This window comes from Alcanivorax sp. NBRC 102024 (assembly GCF_001602235.1).
Taxonomy (GTDB): Bacteria; Pseudomonadota; Gammaproteobacteria; order Pseudomonadales; family Alcanivoracaceae; genus Alcanivorax.
Genome location: NZ_BDAS01000001.1, coordinates 585198 through 603566, shown reverse-complemented (window position 1 = coordinate 603566; position 18369 = coordinate 585198). Strand labels below are relative to the sequence as shown.

Annotated in this window: 19 protein-coding genes; 8 read left to right on the top strand and 11 right to left on the bottom strand. The window is 59.7% G+C overall.

Translation table 11 applies throughout. From position 1 onward, the window contains the following. Positions 1 to 2 precede the first annotated feature (2 nt). The 4 genes from pyk (at position 3) to A0251_RS02880 (ending at position 4176) form a co-directional block, all read left to right on the top strand. On the top strand, positions 3 to 1472 hold the full coding sequence (gene pyk, locus A0251_RS02895) for a pyruvate kinase (protein ID WP_103917308.1): 1470 nt from the start codon (positions 3 to 5) through the stop codon (positions 1470 to 1472). Between the two features lie 127 nt (positions 1473 to 1599). Continuing rightward, positions 1600 to 2541 carry a DegV family protein gene (locus tag A0251_RS02890; RefSeq protein ID WP_062815314.1) on the top strand — a complete coding sequence of 314 codons (942 nt, stop codon included), beginning with the start codon at positions 1600 to 1602 and terminating at the stop codon, positions 2539 to 2541. Positions 2542 to 2792: 251 nt separating this feature from the next. After that, entirely contained in the window at positions 2793 to 3011 is a 219-nt protein-coding gene (locus tag A0251_RS02885) for a hypothetical protein (RefSeq protein ID WP_062815313.1), read from the top strand. A 10-nt stretch (positions 3012 to 3021) separates the two neighbouring features. After that, positions 3022 to 4176 carry a hypothetical protein gene (locus tag A0251_RS02880; protein ID WP_062815312.1) on the top strand — a complete coding sequence of 385 codons (1155 nt, stop codon included), beginning with the start codon at positions 3022 to 3024 and terminating at the stop codon, positions 4174 to 4176. A gap of 32 nt (positions 4177 to 4208) precedes the next feature. Here A0251_RS02880 and A0251_RS02875 read toward each other — a convergent pair whose 3' ends face one another. Continuing rightward, a complete protein-coding gene (locus A0251_RS02875; RefSeq protein WP_062815311.1) occupies positions 4209 to 4607 on the bottom strand; it encodes a GFA family protein in 399 nt (132 codons plus the stop codon). Positions 4608 to 4839: 232 nt separating this feature from the next. Beyond that, a complete protein-coding gene (locus A0251_RS02870) occupies positions 4840 to 5712 on the bottom strand; it encodes a LysR family transcriptional regulator (RefSeq protein WP_062815310.1) in 873 nt (290 codons plus the stop codon). 140 nt (positions 5713 to 5852) lie between these two features. On the opposite strand from A0251_RS02870, the gene A0251_RS02865 reads away from it, so the two are divergent. Together A0251_RS02865 and fghA are read left to right on the top strand one after the other, a co-directional pair. Then, positions 5853 to 6962 carry an S-(hydroxymethyl)glutathione dehydrogenase/class III alcohol dehydrogenase gene (locus tag A0251_RS02865; protein ID WP_062815309.1) on the top strand — a complete coding sequence of 370 codons (1110 nt, stop codon included), beginning with the start codon at positions 5853 to 5855 and terminating at the stop codon, positions 6960 to 6962. Positions 6963 to 7085: 123 nt separating this feature from the next. After that, positions 7086 to 7931 (top strand): S-formylglutathione hydrolase, encoded by an 846-nt coding sequence (gene fghA / locus A0251_RS02860; RefSeq protein WP_062815308.1) that lies wholly within the window; start codon positions 7086 to 7088, stop codon positions 7929 to 7931. Positions 7932 to 7942: 11 nt separating this feature from the next. Here fghA and A0251_RS02855 read toward each other — a convergent pair whose 3' ends face one another. From A0251_RS02855 to A0251_RS02845, 3 genes are read right to left on the bottom strand one after another with little or no spacing between them, the layout of a single operon-like run. Next, a complete protein-coding gene (locus A0251_RS02855) occupies positions 7943 to 8296 on the bottom strand; it encodes a DUF6285 domain-containing protein (protein ID WP_062815307.1) in 354 nt (117 codons plus the stop codon). Beyond that, on the bottom strand, positions 8286 to 9290 hold the full coding sequence (locus A0251_RS02850) for a phosphotransferase family protein (RefSeq protein ID WP_062815306.1): 1005 nt from the start codon (positions 9288 to 9290) through the stop codon (positions 8286 to 8288). Before A0251_RS02850 ends, A0251_RS02855 begins: the two co-directional genes overlap by 11 nt. After that, a complete protein-coding gene (locus tag A0251_RS02845) occupies positions 9290 to 10333 on the bottom strand; it encodes a hypothetical protein (RefSeq protein ID WP_062815305.1) in 1044 nt (347 codons plus the stop codon). The genes A0251_RS02850 and A0251_RS02845 overlap by 1 nt, the downstream gene beginning before the upstream one ends. A 219-nt stretch (positions 10334 to 10552) precedes the next feature. On the opposite strand from A0251_RS02845, the gene A0251_RS02840 reads away from it, so the two are divergent. Next, positions 10553 to 11080 carry a hypothetical protein gene (locus A0251_RS02840; protein WP_062815304.1) on the top strand — a complete coding sequence of 176 codons (528 nt, stop codon included), beginning with the start codon at positions 10553 to 10555 and terminating at the stop codon, positions 11078 to 11080. Positions 11081 to 11151: 71 nt separating this feature from the next. On the opposite strand, the gene A0251_RS02835 is transcribed toward A0251_RS02840, so the two are convergent. From A0251_RS02835 to A0251_RS02820, 4 genes are all read right to left on the bottom strand, one after another. Then, positions 11152 to 11754, bottom strand: coding sequence for a glutathione S-transferase family protein (locus A0251_RS02835; protein ID WP_062815303.1), 603 nt, complete (start codon positions 11752 to 11754; stop codon positions 11152 to 11154). Positions 11755 to 11780: 26 nt separating this feature from the next. Beyond that, positions 11781 to 12233 carry a glutaredoxin family protein gene (locus A0251_RS02830; protein WP_062815302.1) on the bottom strand — a complete coding sequence of 151 codons (453 nt, stop codon included), beginning with the start codon at positions 12231 to 12233 and terminating at the stop codon, positions 11781 to 11783. A 144-nt stretch (positions 12234 to 12377) separates the two neighbouring features. Continuing rightward, on the bottom strand, positions 12378 to 13358 hold the full coding sequence (locus A0251_RS02825; protein ID WP_062815301.1) for a nitronate monooxygenase family protein: 981 nt from the start codon (positions 13356 to 13358) through the stop codon (positions 12378 to 12380). 215 nt (positions 13359 to 13573) lie between these two features. After that, entirely contained in the window at positions 13574 to 14596 is a 1023-nt protein-coding gene (locus A0251_RS02820) for an AraC family transcriptional regulator (RefSeq protein ID WP_062815300.1), read from the bottom strand. 122 nt (positions 14597 to 14718) lie between these two features. Between A0251_RS02820 and A0251_RS02815 the strand changes: the two genes are divergently transcribed. Next, on the top strand, positions 14719 to 15642 hold the full coding sequence (locus tag A0251_RS02815; protein WP_062815299.1) for a sterol desaturase family protein: 924 nt from the start codon (positions 14719 to 14721) through the stop codon (positions 15640 to 15642). A 141-nt stretch (positions 15643 to 15783) separates the two neighbouring features. Here A0251_RS02815 and A0251_RS02810 read toward each other — a convergent pair whose 3' ends face one another. Both A0251_RS02810 and A0251_RS02805 read right to left on the bottom strand, forming a co-directional pair. After that, positions 15784 to 17055: an MATE family efflux transporter gene (locus A0251_RS02810; RefSeq protein ID WP_082810744.1), complete on the bottom strand. Its 1272-nt coding sequence runs from the start codon at positions 17053 to 17055 to the stop codon at positions 15784 to 15786. Positions 17056 to 17265: 210 nt separating this feature from the next. Further along, on the bottom strand, positions 17266 to 18348 hold the full coding sequence (locus A0251_RS02805) for a hypothetical protein (protein WP_062815297.1): 1083 nt from the start codon (positions 18346 to 18348) through the stop codon (positions 17266 to 17268). Between the last annotated feature and the right edge of the window lie 21 nt (positions 18349 to 18369).

Genomic DNA, 18369 nt, shown 5'->3' with positions numbered 1-18369 from the left:
AAATGTTCCGAATGTCCCGCTCCCCCCTGCGTCGCACCAAGATTGTCGCCACCGTTGGCCCCGCCTCTTCTTCAGAATCCCGACTGGAGGCTCTGATACAGGCTGGCGTGAATGTGTTCCGCCTGAACTTTTCCCATGGCAGTGCGGATACGCACCGGAAAACGGCAGAGACCATTCGCCGCTGTGCGGAACAGTGCGGCGAACACGTGGCGATTCTGGCAGACCTGCAGGGACCCAAAATCCGTATTGGCAGCTTTCCCGATGGCCCCATTCTGCTGAAAGCCGGCCAGGCTTTTACGCTGGACACCGCCCTGGCGGATGACGCCGGCAATGCGGAGGAGGTCGGGGTGAGTTACCCGCCACTGCCGGAGGACTGCCAGCCCGGCGATATCCTGCTGCTCAATGACGGCTTGCTGGAACTGAAAGTGGATGCCATCAACGGCACCCGGGTGGCATGCACCGTACTGGTGGGCGGCGAGCTGTCCGACCACAAGGGGGTCAATCGCAAGGGCGGAGGCCTCAGCGCCCGGGCACTCACCGACAAGGATCTGGCCGATATCGTCACCGCCGCCGACATGGAAGTGGACTTTCTTGCCCTGTCCTTTCCCCGCGACGCCGAAGACGTGGAAGAAGCCCGTCGTCGCTACCGGCAGGCCGGCGGCCAGGGGGGCATCGTTGCCAAGATTGAGCGGGCGGAAGCGGTGGCGGACGATGACACCCTGGATGCCATCATCCTGGCCTCCGACGGCGTCATGGTGGCGCGGGGCGATCTGGCCGTGGAGATCGGCGATGCGGAGCTGGTGGGGGTGCAGAAACACATCATCCGCCGCGCGCGGGCCCTCAACCGCTTTGTGATCACCGCCACCCAGATGATGGAATCCATGATCCACAGCCCCCAGCCCACCCGGGCGGAAGTCTCCGATGTGGCCAATGCGGTGCTGGACGGCACCGACGCAGTGATGTTGTCCGCAGAGACCGCCGTGGGCGAATACCCGGTGGAAACCGTCCAGGCCATGGACCGCATTATTCTCGGCGCCGAGCGCACCTGGCAGGAAAGACGCACCGACCGTCCCATCAACGACAACACCGACAATATTGATGAAGTGATTGCCATGGCGGCCATGCAGGCCGCCAACCGACTCAGCAAGGTCACCGCCATCATTGCCATGACCGAAAGCGGCAACACCCCGCGACTGATGTCACGGCTGCGCTCCGGCATCCCCATCTATGCCTTTACCCCCTACCCCAGCAGCCAGCGTCGGGTGGCCATCCTGCGCGGCGTGCGCGCCATCCCCTTTGACAGCCATGCCATCGCCAGCGACGAAGTGAACCGCCGCGCGGTCGCCATCCTGGAAGAGATGGGCGCCATAGAGGACGGCGACCGGGTGCTGATCACCAAGGGCAACTACAACGATGCCCATGGCGGCACCAACACCCTGAAGGTGATCCAGGTGGGCGGGGATATTCAGTAACGCCTCACCAGCGATGCAAAGACTGGCGTCTTGTAACAGCCCCTAACCATTCCCATACGCAAAAAGACGCCAGTAACGGAACGGTGGTACTAGACTGGTTCTCAAACTTCCCACAGGAAGCATAACAATGAGAATCGGTCTGGTTGTGGACTCGGGTTGTGATCTGCCCAAGGACTTTATTGACGCAAACAACATCCTGGTCATGCCGGTGCCCATCCGCATCGGCAAGGAAATTTTCGTGGACGACCGCGACCCGCAACGGGCCCGGGAGTTTTACGCCCGCCATGAAGTGGACAAGAACCACGACGCGGAAACCGCCCCTCCCACGGTGGACCAGATCCGCACCCTGTTCCTGGAACAGGCGGTGGGCGAGTTCGACTACGCCCTGGTGCAGACCGTGCCGAAAAGCCGCAGCCCGATTTTCGAGAACGCCACCGAAGCGGCCCACGCCATTCTTGGCGACTACAAGAAATACCGGGAAGCCGCCGGGCGGGAAGGCCCGTTCCGTATCCGCGTCAGTGACAGCCAGACCCTGTTTGCCGGCCAGGGCGTGCTGGCGGCGGAAACCATGCGACTGATCAATACGGAAATGAAAGTGGGCGACATCCGCCAGCGCATCAGTGACCTGACCCCGAAAACCGTGGGCTATGCGGTGGTGCCGGACCTGTATTACGTGCACAAGCGCGCCCGCAAGAAAGGCGACAAGAGCGTGGGCTTCATCGGCGCTCTGATGGGCTCGGCGCTGGACATCAAGCCCATCCTCTGTGCCCGCCAGGATCAGACCTTCCCGGTGGCCAAGGTCCGGGGGTTCGAAACCGCTGTCGAGAAAATGTTTACCCACGCCTGCGCCTGCGTGGAGCAAGGCCTGCTCACCCCCATTGTCTGTGTCAGCTACGCCGGCGACCCGGATGCGGTTTACCAGATGCCCGGCTTCAGCGAACTGAAGGCCACCACCGAGAAACACGGCGTGGACCTGCTGATCAGTCATATGGGGCTGACCGGGGGCGTCAATATCGGCCCCGGCGCCATCAGCGTGGGTTTCATCACCGACCAGATGGATTTCGCCTGACCCCGTCCACCGGGGTGGATACCGGATCAGGCTCCCCGGAGTGAGCGTTACCCGCAGCGAATCGAACCCGCCAAACCGCCACAAGGCAATAGCTGCGCTTTCTTGAGCGCCGCCCGGCAGCGGCTTTTCGGCAACACCCATCCTTCCTTATTGCTGGCATAGTAGCGCCAGCCATAGGCAGGCTGCGCGCGACAGCCTGCATCCAGGGCGCCCGGGGATGTGCTCCCGGGCGCTGTAGTAAAGGAGAAACCATGTCTGATTCCATCAGCACCCTGAAGACCAAGGGACTGCCAGCCGATGCGCTGGCCTTTATCGAGTCCCTGCCTGCGGATCAAGCCAGCAAACTGGCCGATACCGTCCTTGCCGCTCTGGAAACCAAAGACGCCAGAGTCGAAAAAGCCATGAATAACGCACTGAATGTGGTGCCCGGGCCCTTCCGCCGCCCGGTGAAAAAAATGCTGTTCGGTTAAGGAGACAGACATGCACATTGAAACCCAGGCCGAACTGCTCAAACTCAGCCGCCTGCTGGAAACCGACGAGACCAACCTGGCCTTTCTGGATGGTCAGGACCTGACCGCCATTGCCAACTTCCGCAGTGCCGTCTCCGGCTTCTTCTACGAACAGCACCAGGACAGCTACCAGCGCCTGGCCGGCATCAGCAAACTGGTTCCCACCGGTGCCAGCGCCAAGCTGGCCACCACCGTACTGGGCTCCGTGCTCGCCGCCGGCATTGCCTCCGAGCTGCCCCCCGAACGCGCTATCAAGCTGGCCGACAAACTGCCGGAAGACTTTCTCGCCAAGCTGTGCATCCACCTTGAGCCCAAATACTCCCGGGATCTGCTGGCTGCCATGCCCGACAAGATTGTCGCCTCCGTGGCCAAAACCCTGCTGTCCATGGGCGAGCACATCACCCTGGCCCGTTTTGTCGCCGTGATTCAGCCGTCTGCCCTGGAAGCCGTCACCCGCAGCATCGACGACGGCGAAGCCATGGTGAAGATCGCGCTTTACCTAGAAGACAAGAGCAAACTGGACACGGTGCTGGCCTTGCTCAGCGAAGCACAGCAACGGGCCACTCTGAAAGCCGCCACCGACCATGAACTGTGGCCGGCGGTGCTGTCCCTGAACGGGCACCTGAACACCGAACTGCGTGGCCAGATGGGCAACCTGGTAGCCGAGCAGGGCGAAGCCGTCATCAGTCACATTATCGAAGTGGCCAGCGAACAGCGCCTGTGGACCAACCTGTTGCAGGCGGTGAACGCCATGGACAATCAGCATCAGCAAATGGTGGTGAATGTGCCCAAGTTGCGCGAAGCCCCAGTGATGGAAAGCCTGATCAGCACCGTGGCCAGTGAAAACAGCTGGGATGAATTGCTCACCCTGTTGCCACTGCTGGATCAGGAACACCTGACACCAGCGGTGGACGTGCTAACCCAAAGCCAGCCAGAGGCACTGGGGCAAGCATTGGGCCAGGCCCATGACAGCAAGCTGCTCGGCCTGTTCGGCCACTTGCCCGACGCGGAGCTACCCCGAGTGGCCGAGGTACTTAAAAGCCATGCCGCCGAGAACTGGCAGGCTTTCGCGGCGCGCAACGGCGATGCCCACGAGATCGAGGCGCTGAAGGCACAAATGGCGTAACAAAAAATGCCGGGCGCTGACCCGGCATTTTTTTATTCCGCACCTTCAGGATACTGCGGCAACCCATCGTCAATGGCCCACCAGTTACAGGCCGAATCCGTATAGATATGAAACGCGGGCCGCGTCGCCAGCGGCTCATTCAGCAGCCCCGCCCGAATCCGCAGCACGCCCGGCTTTTTCTCATGGCTACTGTAAATCGGCGAGCCGCACTCGCAGCAGAACACCCGCTGCTTGCCCGGCGAGGACGCATAGCTTTTCAGTAATGCCTCACCCCGTACCCAGTGCAGCTTGCCGGTTTCCACCGGAATATTGGTAACCAGCGCAGTACCCTGGGCCTTTCGACATTGCTGACAATGGCAGACCTGAATCGGCGCCAGCTCACCGGCGATTTCAAATGTCACACCACCACAGAGACAATTTCCTGTGTACATAACCGCTCCGTTTTATTGCTGTAGGAGCCTGGCTGGCGGCGCGATAAACCAGTGGCGAGTTACGAGTTACGAGAAGCGAAAATCACCGGACTTTACCGCGTTTTGGGGTTTGTCTTTCGAAACTCGCGTCTCGCAACTCGCAACTCGCAACTCGAAACTCGAAACTCGAAACTCGAAACTCTGGTTATCGCGCCGTCAGCGCCGCTCCTGCAAAAGAAGATTTCGACGCCTTTCAACGCACCATACCCTCCACCAGAAAATCCACAAACTGGCGCACCTTGGGCGACAAGTGTCGGTGGCGGGGATACACCACCCACACCGCAGTGTGGCTGCAGGCATACTGATCCAGCACGGAAATCAGCCGTCCCCGATGCAGATCATCCTCCACGTAATAATCCGGCAGCTGCACCAACCCCAGGCCCTTGCGAGCCGCATCCAGCAGGGCCACGCCGGAATTGCCCTTCCAGTTGCCCTGCACTTTCCATTGCCGGTGCTGACCATCCACATCCACCGCCCACTGATCCGCTGAACCCAACAGGCAGTTGTGTTGACTCAACTCCCCCAACGTGTGGGGCCGGGCATGGCGCTGGAAATAGTCGGCGGAACCGACAATATATTCGCGACGCGGGCAGAGTTTGCGGGCGATCAATGACGAGTCCGGCAGCGCCCCGGTACGGATGGCCACATCGAAGCCCTCGTCGATGATATCCACCCGCCGGTTGGTAAAGTCCAGTTGGATGGACAATTGCGGATGGCGGGCCAGAAAGTCGTTCACTAACGGCGCGATGTAACGTTCGCCAAAGGTGGTGGCGCAGGTCAGCTTGAGCACCCCGGTGGGCCGTTGCTGGTAGTCGCTGATGGCCGACAACGCTTCCTGGAAACCATCAAACAACTGGCCACAATGATCGAAGTAGACCGCCCCCGCATCGGTGAGCTTCAGGCGCCGGGTGGTGCGGTAGAGCAACTGGGTGCCGAGCTGGGTTTCCAGCCGGGACACCAGCCGGCTCACATGGGAGCTGGATACCCCCAGATGCCGGGCGGCATCCGCAAAGGAGCCCCGCCTCACCACTTCCACAAAGGCTTCAATACGATCCCAGTGCTGCATTGTTGCTACCTGACAATAATCTCTTGTCGAATTGTGCCTTATAGCGCTATTCGTGTCTGCGTATAGTGAATAATCCATGAATCGCTGAGCAAGCCCGGCGAAAAGGTTACCGCCTTCCGAACCGTCAAAAAGGAATCACCATGAAATCCCGTGCCGCCGTCGCCTGGGAAGCAGGCAAACCCCTACAGATCGAAGACGTGGATGTGGCCGGCCCCAAGGCCGGGGAAGTGCTGGTGCAGATCGTTGCCACCGGCGTTTGCCACACCGATGCCTACACCCTGTCCGGCAAGGATCCGGAGGGCATCTTTCCCTCCATTCTCGGCCATGAGGGCGCCGGCATCGTCCAGGAAGTGGGCGAAGGCGTGACCAGCCTGAAACCCGGCGACCACGTGATTCCGCTCTATACCGCCGAGTGCCGCCAGTGCAAATTCTGCCTCAGCGGCAAAACCAACCTGTGTCAGGCGGTCCGCGCCACCCAGGGCCAGGGCCTGATGCCCGACAGCACCAGCCGCTTTTCCCTGAACGGCAAACTGCTGCACCACTACATGGGCACCAGCACCTTTTCCGAATACACCGTGGTGCCGGAAATTTCCCTGGCCAAGGTCAGCAAGGAAGCCCCGCTGGACAAGATCTGCCTGCTTGGGTGCGGCGTCACCACCGGCATCGGTGCGGTCCTGAATACTGCCAAGGTGGAGCCCGGTTCCACGGTGGCCGTGTTCGGGCTCGGCGGTATCGGTCTGTCGGTGATTCAGGGCGCGGTGATGGCCAAGGCAGAGCGCATCATCGCCATCGACACCAACCCGGCCAAGGAAACCCTGGCCCGGCAGTTCGGCGCCACCGATTTCATCAACCCGAAGGATTACAACAATTCCATTCAGGAAGTGATTGTCGAACTCACCGACGGCGGTGTGGATTATTCCTTCGAGTGCATCGGCAATGTGAACGTGATGCGCTCGGCGCTGGAGTGCTGCCACAAGGGCTGGGGCGAATCCATCATCATCGGCGTGGCCGGTGCCGGCGAGGAAATTTCCACGCGTCCGTTTCAACTGGTCACCGGCCGGGTCTGGAAAGGCTCCGCCTTCGGCGGTGTAAAAGGCCGCACCGAGCTGCCTGGCTATGTGGATCGTTACATGAACGGTGAGATCAAGATCGACGAATTCGTCACCCATACCATGGGGCTGGATGAGATCAACACCGCCTTTGATTTGCTGCACGAAGGCAAGAGCATTCGTTCGGTGATTCTTTTTTAAGGCGTACTAATTCCGACTGTAGGAGCACCTCTTGAGGTGCGAATCTACTTGCGAAAGACCTTGCCAGGCAAGGTTCGCACCTCAAGAGGTGCTCCTACAGCGGCTTCGTAGAAAGGTTGAATCATGTCTGATATCGAACTGGTTTCTGCCACCAAATCCTTTGGCGGCTGGCTGAAGCGCTACCGGCACCGCAGCCAGGTGCTCAATTGCGAGATGATCTTTGCCATCTATCTGCCACCGGCAGCGGAGCAGGCTTCCGTTCCCTTGTTGTGGTGGCTGTCCGGCCTGACCTGCAACGATGAAAATTTCATGCAGAAAGCCGGCGCCCAACGCACGGCAGCGGAACTGGGTCTGGCCATGGTCTGCCCGGATACCAGCCCGCGGGGCACCGACCTTCCCGGCGAACACGACAGCTATGATTTCGGTTCCGGTGCCGGTTTCTATGTAAACGCAACCCGCGCGCCCTGGAGCCAGCACTATCGCATGTATGATTATGTGACCCGTGAATTGCCGGCACTACTCCGCGATCATTTCCCCCTCAACGGCCGCGAAGCGATCAGCGGCCATTCCATGGGAGGCCATGGCGCATTGATCTGCGCACTGAAAAACCCCGGCCGCTATACCTCGGTATCGGCGTTCGCACCAATCAGCAACCCGAGTCAGTGCGCCTGGGGCGAGAAGGCACTGGGCGGCTATCTGGGGGAGGACCGTGCAACCTGGGAGGCCTGGGATGCCTGCGAGCTGATCAAGGCCAACGGCAGCGACCTGGCGCTAATGGTGGACCAGGGCGACGCGGATAATTTCTATCAGGATGGCCAACTCCGTCCGGAATCCCTCAGTGCTGCCTGCCAGGAGGCGGGGGTGCCGATCACCCTGCGCATGCAACCCGGCTATGACCATTCCTACTTCTTCATCGCCAGTTTTATTGACGATCATCTGAAGTATCACTTTCACCATCTGACTGCGTGATGCGCGGCATATCAACTTGCGCGCGGATAGCGTGGGCTGTCGATATCCAGCTTGGCTTCCGCCAATGCCAGCAGGGTCTCCAGCACCGCTGGCAAATGCTCATTGACGTTACCGGATGCCAGCCTCCGGCACAGGCCCGCCAGCGTCTGGTCTGAGGATTTCAGCACCGCTGCCAGCTGCTCCATGGCCACCTTTTCCTGGTGGGCAAATGCGACAGCCAACGCCTTTTCCGGTTCCAGCAGGGCCTCCAGGTGTGCAATCACCTTGCCGTAATACTCATGGACCCTGGGATCCGGATCCGGGCGCTGCCGATAGTGCTCAATGGCCTGCTGCAATTCCCGGGCATGGGGTCGATTAAGCGGCATCCTGTAGCTCCTTCAGGCAGATCAGCATGTCGTATTCGGTTTCCGCTACCCGTCGACCAATCGCTGCTCGCTCCACGGATGACACCCGCCCCCGCAGGTAACTGTAGGCCTGATACTGGCAGATAACCCCCCACTTGAAGGTGCCCAGCAACTCCCAGTAACGGGCATGGGCAGGGTCCACAGGGCGCCCCGAGGCGGCCTCATAGGCGGCGTGGAAAACCTCCCGCTCCGTCAATCCGGCCACCGGTTTTGCCCGTCGACCGAAACGCCAGGCGTTGACACACAGCCAGCCCAGATCCTCCATGGGGTCGCCCAGGTGAGTCAGCTCCCAATCCAGAATGCCGCTAAGGCCCGACTCCGTGAACAGGAAATTACCCAGCCGAAAATCCCCATGTACCAGAGTGAGGCTGGCGTTGTCCGGTACATGCTCCTTTAACCAACCGTACGCCAGGGCGAATACCGGCAGAGGCTCACCATAATCCCGGTGCATGGCATACAGTTGCTCCAGCTGCCGCCTGGCATCCAGCACAGGCAGGCCACCCAGACCGGTTAACGGCGTGCGATGTATGGCCGCCAGCGCGCCAGCCACCTGGTCCGGGAAACGCCGACGGGCAGTGTCGTAGGCCGGGGACTTGAGCAATACCGGCGGCAGGGACTCCCCGGGCAACGCCGCCATCAGATAGCCACAGCCCAGCCCGCTGCCCTCGCCCAGTTCCGCGATGACGGTCGCCGTGGCACAACCGGCATCCGCCGCTGCCTGCTGGGCCCGGGCTTCCAATTGCTTTCCCGGGGCCATGCCCAGATCTTCACCGCCGGCATCCAGGCGCAATATCCACTGGTGTTGCTGCTGGCCCACTGTTGCCTGCAGCCACCAGGTATCCGCTGACGCCCCGGCGGTGAGCCGCCGGCATTGTTGCAGCAGACACCTGTTCCCCATCACCGGCTCCACCAACCCGGGGATCACCTGTTCAATCTGTTCCACAGTCACAGTCATCAGCAATGCCTGCCCACCGGTTTACCGTCTACCATCTGGTCAAGATACTCGGCCATTCCATAACCGGTGAGACCATCGCAGGTAAACCGGGACATCGCTTCCGTGATACGGGTATGTCTCCACTCGCCGTCATCGGTCTGGCGTCGATTGCGCAGAGGGATCATTGCCAGGGATTCACCACTGATGGCATAGCAACGGCCGGACTCGGTGGTCAGGCTGACACGCTGCGTGTATGCCTGATCGCGCTCATCCAGGGCTGAGCACAGCGTGGCCTGTTCCACCGGATCATAACGTGGCTCGCTACCATCACGGGTATCGTAGACCATGCCCCAGACATGCTGACGGCCACTGGCCATCTGCACGATTGACACATTGACCGCGAACTGGTCGTTGAAAACCAGTGGCAGCCAGCGATACCAATAGAGGTTCTGCCAGTAACGTGGCCCCCAGGAATGATCGCGCAATCCGAAGCCCTGCAATGAAAAGTTCTGATGGCCAATACTGATTTCGCCCTTGCCACGCAGGTGCTGCTCGTAGTGCCCGCGGGCAAAGGATTCCTCCGGGTCTTCCTCGATGGGCCGGCCCTGCTCATCGACCATTTCGCCACCGTAAACCGGGGTCAGCCCCTCGAAGTTGAACTGTGCTTTCACCATGACCGTAGGGTTATCGGCAAAGGCCCGGGCCGGGTTTTCCATCTCCTGGGGATTGTCCAGCACGCAGGCCGGACCCTGGTAGTGCAAGGCAATTTTCTTTAACGGCTCAATCACCTCAAAGCGCATTCCTCCCGCATTCAGAGCATGGTTTCCATGAATCTCGACCCGGCGAAACATGAATGCCACCTTCCCATCCGGCAGATAAAAACAGAAAGACATTTCCGCATGGCCCTCATTGGGCCGGTTACCCACGCGAAACCAGCCACCGATTCCCTTGCGGTGATCAAAGAGATTCACGTACATGCTTTCATTAAAGTTTTTTGCCGCCTCAATGGGATGCATGTATTCATCACTGGCATCCAGTCGCAGGGCACTTTTCCCCAGATCCATATCATCCTCCCTGATAAAAATTGTTTTTTTGCTTACCGAATCATCACCGACATCGGCAGGCTTACAGACTGAAAGGAAACAGGAGATCGTGCATTAACTTTGAGTGACAACTTATCCAGGATATTTGTTATCAGATGCACAAGACTTCATGAATTTTCATCCATATAGTGGCTCCGGCAGGCTTCAACAAAAGCACTTCAGAAAAACAAGGAGCCCACCATGCTGGAAGAGATACGGCAAGTTCTGCAACCCTGGTATCTACAAATAAAATTCATTCATTTACTTGCAGTGATGACATGGAGTTTCAGCACTGCCGTCGCCTACATCTGGTTTATCCGAAGCGCCTGGATAAGCTGGAAAAAACACCCGGATGTGGCTGCACTGAAAAAACGCCGGGACTGGCTCATGGAGCAGTTCGACAAAGGCGCATCACTGGAGCATATCGCCTTCCCGGTTCTTTTACTCAGCGGCGGGCTCTTGTTTTGGACCACGGGATGGACACTGGAATCTCACTGGCTGGCAGTGAAGCTGCTACTGGTGACGGGAGTGTTTGTGCCGATGGAAATTGTTGATTACTGGCTTTCTCATTTTGGCGGAAGCAAGCGCCAATGGCGGGAAAAAGGCGACCATGCGCGCCATGAAAAACTGATGCAATGGCACTGGGCTTTCTTTCGCATCAGCACACCTCTGGTAGCGATTTTTATTCCGCTTATTATTTATCTGGCTGTGGTAAAACCGGCGCTCTAGCGGCTGCACAGGGGGCCATTCTGAATAACCGATTGCGCTCTCAGAACAACACCCCCTTGCATGCGCCTGCATCACGCCTCCATTGGCACATAGCCCGGCTGCTCTGCTACCCGATTCAGCCAGTTGCCAATCGCCGGATAGGCTTTCAGGGAAAACCCGCCCTGCTCGGCCACATGGGTATAGGCGTACAGAGCGATATCGGCAATGCTGTAACTCTCCCCGACAAAGAAATCATGATCAGCAAGGTGGGCATCCATCACCCTCAGCGCTTCATGGCCTTTTTGCTGTTTTTCCGCCAGCGCCTCGGCGTACTTTTCCCTTTCTCCCAGAACATGAATCCAGTAGCGGGATGTCGCGATATTGGGCTCGTGGTTGTACTGCTCGAAGAACATCCATTGCAGAACCTGAGCCTGCTGAAACGCATCTTCCGGCATGAATTGGCTCCCCCTGGCCAGGTACCAGAGTGCCGCATTGGATTCCGGGAGAACCTGCCCCTCTGGTGTGACCAGTACCGGAATCCGTCCATTGGGATTGATGGCAAGAAAGTCCGCGGTGCGGGTTTCACCACGGGTAATGTCTTTTTCGATACGGCGAAAGGCGATCCTCAGCTGGGTCATGGCCAGCCGTAGCTTGTAGCAATTCCCGGACGAAGAAAATTCGTAAAGCGTCAACATCACTGTTCCTTGTGACTGAGAAAACGTTATCGATATAGCCGTTCAAAACCCGCGGCGCTGAATCCGTTCATTCTTCTCTTTCCCACCAGGATCACGGGTACGCCCTTTCCTTGCAGAGCGTCAAATCGTGCCTGGGCTTTCGGGTCTTTATCAATATCGTATTCGATAAAGGGTATATTATTGTCATTGAAGTAGCGGCGGGCTTTCCTGCACACACCGCACCACTGGGTCGCATACATGACAACCTTGCCGCTGCCCTCTGCCGACGCCGGCAATCCTTTATCGAGACTTTGGTAGGTCACACTCTCGAAAGTATTGATCTGGACCTTAACGGTTTTCGCCTGGTCGTTTTCCGCTGGTGTGTCACCGAAATGTACCCGGCCCTGGGCATCTGTCCAGGTATAAATGCCGTCGGCGCTGGCCACTCCCCAGGCCAGAGCCAGGGAATAAATCAGTATTCGCGCTATGCATCCTTTCATGGCTTTTCTCCTTCTGCGTGCAAAGCTTAGCTGAATACCCTGCTGACAAACATGGGAGAGTTCCCATCCTTTTTGTCCAGGCAAAAAAAAGCCAGGGCATTACCCCTGGCATGGCTCGGGAGAGCGAGACTAAACCGGAAGAAATCAATCGTTGAGAAAACCGGCGAGACGCTGGTTGATGGTGCCCACACACTCACTGATGATGTCATCGATGATTTCGGCACAGCTGGGGTAACTGTCGATCAGGCCCTGAACCATGCCCGAGGTCCAGATGCCTCCGTCGATGTCTCCGGAGGTCAGCGCCGCCTTGCCCTTTACACCAGCAACCAGATCCTGGATGTAATCGAACTTCATGTCCGGGCCCTTTTCCCGTTCGATGTCGTTGACCCGGGTGGCTACCGCATTCTTGAAAACACGGGCGGTATTTTTCAGCGGCCGGAAGATCAGGGCCGTATCCAGCTCGGACGCCTCGGCAATGGCACGCTTCATATTGTCGTGCACCGGCGACTCTTTCGAGGCCAGGAAACGGGTCCCCATGTTGATACCGTCCGCACCCAGAGCCAGACAAGCGGCCATTTGCGCGCCGGTACCAATACCGCCGGATGCCAGCATGGGAATCTTGATCACTTTTGCCGCCGCCGGCAGCAATACCAGATTGGGGATATCATCTTCACCCGGATGACCGGCACATTCGAAGCCATCCACGGAGACCGCCGCCACACCCACTTTTTCTGCCTTCAGCGCATGACGGACGGAGGTGCACTTGTGCACCACTTTTACGCCGGCACCTTCGAAAAGAGGCATGAAGGGTTCCGGGTTGCGACCGGCGGTTTCCACCACGGTGATATTGTTTTCACAGATCACCCGGGCGTATTCCTCATAGGGCACCGGTTTGATGGTGGGCAGGATGGTCAGGTTCACACCGAAGGGCTTGTCGGTCATCTCCTTGCAGCGCTTGATTTCCTTGTCCAGGTCTTCCGGCGTGGGCTGGGTCAGGGCAGTGATGATGCCCAGGCCACCGGCGTTGGATACCGCCGCCGCCAGTTCCGCATAGCCCACATTCTGCATGCCGCCTTGTACAATCGGATACTGGATGCCCAGCAATTCGGTAATACGTGTTTTCATGAATGGGATCCTTTTACTCAATTCAGACCCGCCCGCAGAACTCGGTGCGAGGTGTCAGGATGGCGCCAACGTACTGAAGGCCACTATTTTGCAGCAATGACAGGAATGTTCACCCCCCCGGAAATTTTGGATAGCACTGATCCGGGATCTGCTAGCAAGCCGCTGTTGTACAACGCTTTTTTGAGGCGCCCGGAAACCCTTTTTCCGCCCAACGGTTAGACAGGAACGTCACTTTTGTATGCGCTGCCCAGGGCTTTCCTGGCCTTGCCCGGCGAGGTACCGGTCCAGCGCCGATAGGCCCGACTGAAGGCGCTGTGCTCGGAAAACCCCAGCAACAGCGCGATATCACCCAGCGTCAGCGAAGGGTCCGCCAGATAATGTCGAGCCAGTTGTTCACGGGTGCGGTCCAGCAACTCCCGCCAGGTGAGCCGCCGCTCCGCAAGCCGTCTCTGCAAGGTGCGCACGGACATATGCAGCTCCGCCGCCAGGCGCGGCAGGGTCACCGTCGCCTCGGGCATCAACCTGACCATGGCCTGCTGCAGGGCCCGATCGAAACTGTCGGAATCCGGCAGCGCCAGCAACATGGCCCGGGCCTGGCGATCCAGCAGATTACGCATGCTGGGGTCGCTGTGTGGCAGGGCCATGGCCAGAAAGTGAATCGGGAAACTGACGCAGGTGTGAGACTGGGCAAACCATACCGGGCAACCGAAGAATGCCTCGTAGGCCTGGCGGGTCTCGGCCGGCGGTGCCGGGAACACGAAGGACACGGACGTCGGTGACGGCGGATCATCCACCAGCCGCCGCAGAAAGGTGATCAGCGCAGCGATGGCCACGGTGTCCGCCAGCTCCCCCACGGAATCGTCCCCGGACCAGCGCACCTGCATCTGATCCCCCTGGCCCAGCACTTCCACCATATCCTGGCCATAGAACAGGGTTTCGTAGCGCTGGTAGGCCAGCATGGCTTCGCCCAGGGTGCGGCAGGTGAGAATCAGATAGCCGAGCATACCCACGTGGCGGGGCTGCACCATGGCGCCGATGGACAGGCCCGGCGCGACACGCTCAGGCCGCAGGGCCACTGCCTGCTGCAGCAGGTCACGCCAGAGCGTCAAAGGCACCAGGTCCGCCGGGCTGCGGCTGTCGAGCACGGTTCGCAGGGCCGGTGCCGGCAGATTTTCCCGGTCCAGCCAGTCCGTGAGCAGCTGCACCCAGGCGCCGGTCACGCGCATAGCTGTGGCCATTATCCTCTCCCGCCGTTTATCCGATGGCATAGATTGTCAAAAATACGGCATGGAACGTCAATACAAACCGGACAGCCCATCGCACAATGGATCCATCATCAATCACACCGGGAGCGTTGCCCATGGCTCTGATGGACTGGTTCAACAGCGTTTGGCAGAACAGCGGCCTGGCCCCGCTCTGGGACACCGTGGCGCCCTGGCTGGCCCTGGACGAACGGCAACTGATCTTCATGGTGGCCACGCCGTTCTTTATTGGCGTATTCCTGTGGGAGTTCCTGAAAATCCGCCACGATGCCACGCTGGTGGATAGCCGTGAATCCATTCGCAATTTCATGCTGGGGGCGGGCTATCAGACCACTGAGTTATTATTCGCCGGCCTGATCGCCTTCCCGGTATACGCCTTTGCCTATCACCACCGGTTGCTGGATATCGAACTGACCTGGCTGACCGGCGCCTTGCTGTGGGTGCTCACCGATTTCTGCTTCTACTGGATGCACCGCACCTCACACCGGGTGCGCTGGTTCTGGGCCGCCCATGTGACCCACCACTCCTCCGAGCGGATGAACTTCTCCACGGCCATGCGTCAGAACGCCACCAATATCTTCAATGGTGGCTGGTTGTTCTACGTGCCACTGGCCTTTGTCGGCTTCAACCCGGTGTGGATCGGGGTCTGCTATGCGCTGTCACTGGTCTACCAGTTCTTTATCCACACCACCCTGGTGAAGCGACTGCATCCGGCCATCGAATATGTGTTCAACACGCCCAGCCACCACCGGGTCCATCATGGTCGCAACCCGGACTATATCGACACCAATTACGGCGGCGTCTTCATCGTCTTCGATCGTCTGTTCGGCACCTTTACCCCGGAACGGGACGAGGAGCCGGTGGAATACGGCATCACCCGCCCGGTGTACAGCAACAACCTGCTGGTGAACTGGTGCCATGAATACGTGGACATGTTCCGCGACATCAAACAACGCGGCCCCATCGGCCAGCGGCTGAAACATCTCTGGAAGCCACCGGAATGGGAGAGAGAAAGCAATTAATAGTTAATAATGAATAATTAATAATTGCGCGTTTACTCGCCGGGATTTTCAAAACGCATGAGGCCGCGCCCAGAGTCTGGGCGCGGCCTCGTGCGTTTCAGTAAAGCAAGCCGCCACCGCGACGTTATTAATTATTCATTATTAACTATTAACTGCCTTTCCCAGCGCCTGCTGATAAAACATCCACGCCATCACCCCCGCCAGCAGATTGCCGAACGCCGCCCCCAGGGCCAGGCCGCCGAAATCCCCCAGCTGATAACCCAGCCAGAGCAACGGCAGGTAGCACAGGAACAGGCGCAGGAAGGAAATCAGCATGGCGCGCATGGGCCAGCCCAGGGCATTACTGGCGGAGACCACCAGCATGCAGACACCGAGCAGCCCATAGCTCGGTGGCAACCAGCGGATCAGCAGGGCCAGGTAGGCCTGCACCGGGGCGGTATCCACCAGGAGCCCAGCCAGCGGTGCCGCCAGCAAGGCCATCAACAACCCCAGCAACAGCTGCCAGCCGATCACCATGGCCGCCGCCACCCGCATCAGGCGGCGCACGGTATCCCAGTCATTACCGCCATAGCAACGGCCCAGCCAGGGCGGCAGGGCCATGGTCATGCCCAGCACCAGCACGATGGAAAAACTTTCCAGCCGGCTTGCCATACCCCAGGCGGCCACGGCCTGATCACCGGCACGGGCCACCAGGGCGGTGGCCAGCATGGCCGCCAGCGGCGGCATCAGCTGGCTGATCATGGCGGGCCCGGCAATCTGCGCAAAGGGCCAGGCAGAGACTCGCATCTGTACCAGCATGCCATGGCGCTGCACCCAGCCCTTACCGCGCAGGGCCAGCACCAGAATGCCCAGGCCAATGGCAAAGGCCAGCAGCGAGGCCAGCGCCGCACCGGGAAGGCCGAAGCCGTCCCAGTCCCCCACCCCGAAGATCAGTATTGGGTCCAGCATCAGGTTGAGCAGGCTGGTGAGCACCATCATCAGCCCCGGAAAGCGTGTGTTGCCATGGGCCCGGAACAGGCTGTAGCCGAAGTACAACACCCCGCCCACCCACATGGCCAGCACCTGAATCGCCCAGTAGGGGCGGATCAGTTCGCGAATGGCGTCACTGGCACCGATCAGGGAAAACGCCGGGGCTTGCAGCAGCCAGAGCAGCAGCAACAGCACCCCCAGCAACAGGCCACCACCGGTCAGCACCAGGGCGCCAAGCCGGTTGGCCTGATCCTGCTGCCCGGCACCGATGGCCCGGGAAATCAGTGCCGCAATGGCAATGCCGATCCCCACCTGGACCCCGATCACCAGAAACGCCAGCGGAAAGGTGAACGACTGGGCCGCCAGCGGCGCCGTGCCCAGCCGTGCCACAAAGATACTGTCGACCAAGTAGAACCCCAGTAACGACATCACCCCCAGCGCCATGGGCCAGGTTTGCTGCCAGAGCTGGCGGACGAGGGAAAGGGTTGTGGGGCTGGATTCAGTCACGGGCAATCCGGGTCCGGGTCATGGAGAGAAACGAGGCGAGGGTAACATGTCTTCTCGTAGGAGCGTCGCTGGCGGCGCGATAATAACCGTATCGAGCAACGCGTAGGCTGGGTTATCGCGCCGCCAGCGACGCTCCTATGGAAAGACTTACAGCGGCTGGATACGGTCCATCAGCTTGCCGCTTTCCACCAGCTCCAGGAATTCATCACCCAGCCGCTGGCTCTCGCCCACCGCCTTGCGCCAATAGGCCTCGCGGCCGGCGTCATCCCCCAGGTAATGCTTGAAGTCGGTGCGATCAGGCAACTTGCCATGGGGCAGGCTGGCCAGGTACTCCCGGGAGGGTGACACCAGCAACAACCGACGCAGCCGCTTGGGATCGCCGTTGCGCCAGCGCAACGGCTTGTCGAACCAGCCGGGGATCACCCGGTCCGTGAAGTGCGGATACAGCACAATACCCGTGCTCTGGTAAGGCAAATCCAGGTGATAATCGAGCATACCGCCATCCCGGTAGACGCCATCCGGCGCCCCAGGCAGGCCGGTGACCCCATCGAGCACCATGGGAATAGCGGCACTGGCCAGCAGCGCCGCACGCAAGTTCTCCGCCCCCAGGGAAATATGGTGGGTGGTGAAATCATTGAGCGGGCCCACCGGCAGCGGGCTGCCGTCCGGGTAAACCAGGCCTCGTTCCATGAACAGGCCAGTGGCCTGACGACTGAAAAAGTTGGTACCGATCAGCCCGGCCAGGCCCAGACCCAGGCCCAGACCGCCGCTCCGAGCCATCAGGCCGCGGCTGCGAATTACGACAATCACCAGCCGGTAGTTCTGGTTATGCAGGATATGCTGGTCGCGATCCTGCAGCAGGTCGGAGAGCATGGCCGCACAGCGGTGGCTGACTTCTCTGGAGGTAATGCCTTTGGGAAAACGCTGGCAGGTATAGAGCTCCGCCAGCCTTGCCAGCCCCTTGGCCGGGTCCTGCCCCATGGCAATGGCGGCAAAACGCCAGCTTCCAATGGAGGCACCGATCAGGGTCCGACGGCGAGGAGCCCGGGGCAGGAAGTCACCAAAAACGGCCTGGTCCAGCCCGTTGATTCCCAGGGCCTTGGGACCACCGGCCGCACCGGGAACAATGTCCACATCCCCGGCACGCAGACCATATTCGCGCAAATGGGCAATAGCGTCGGTGCCCGCGCGCAACGTCAAGGCCGGGGCGTTATTGTGAATGGCGACCACCTGTTCTCTCCGCAACCTGCT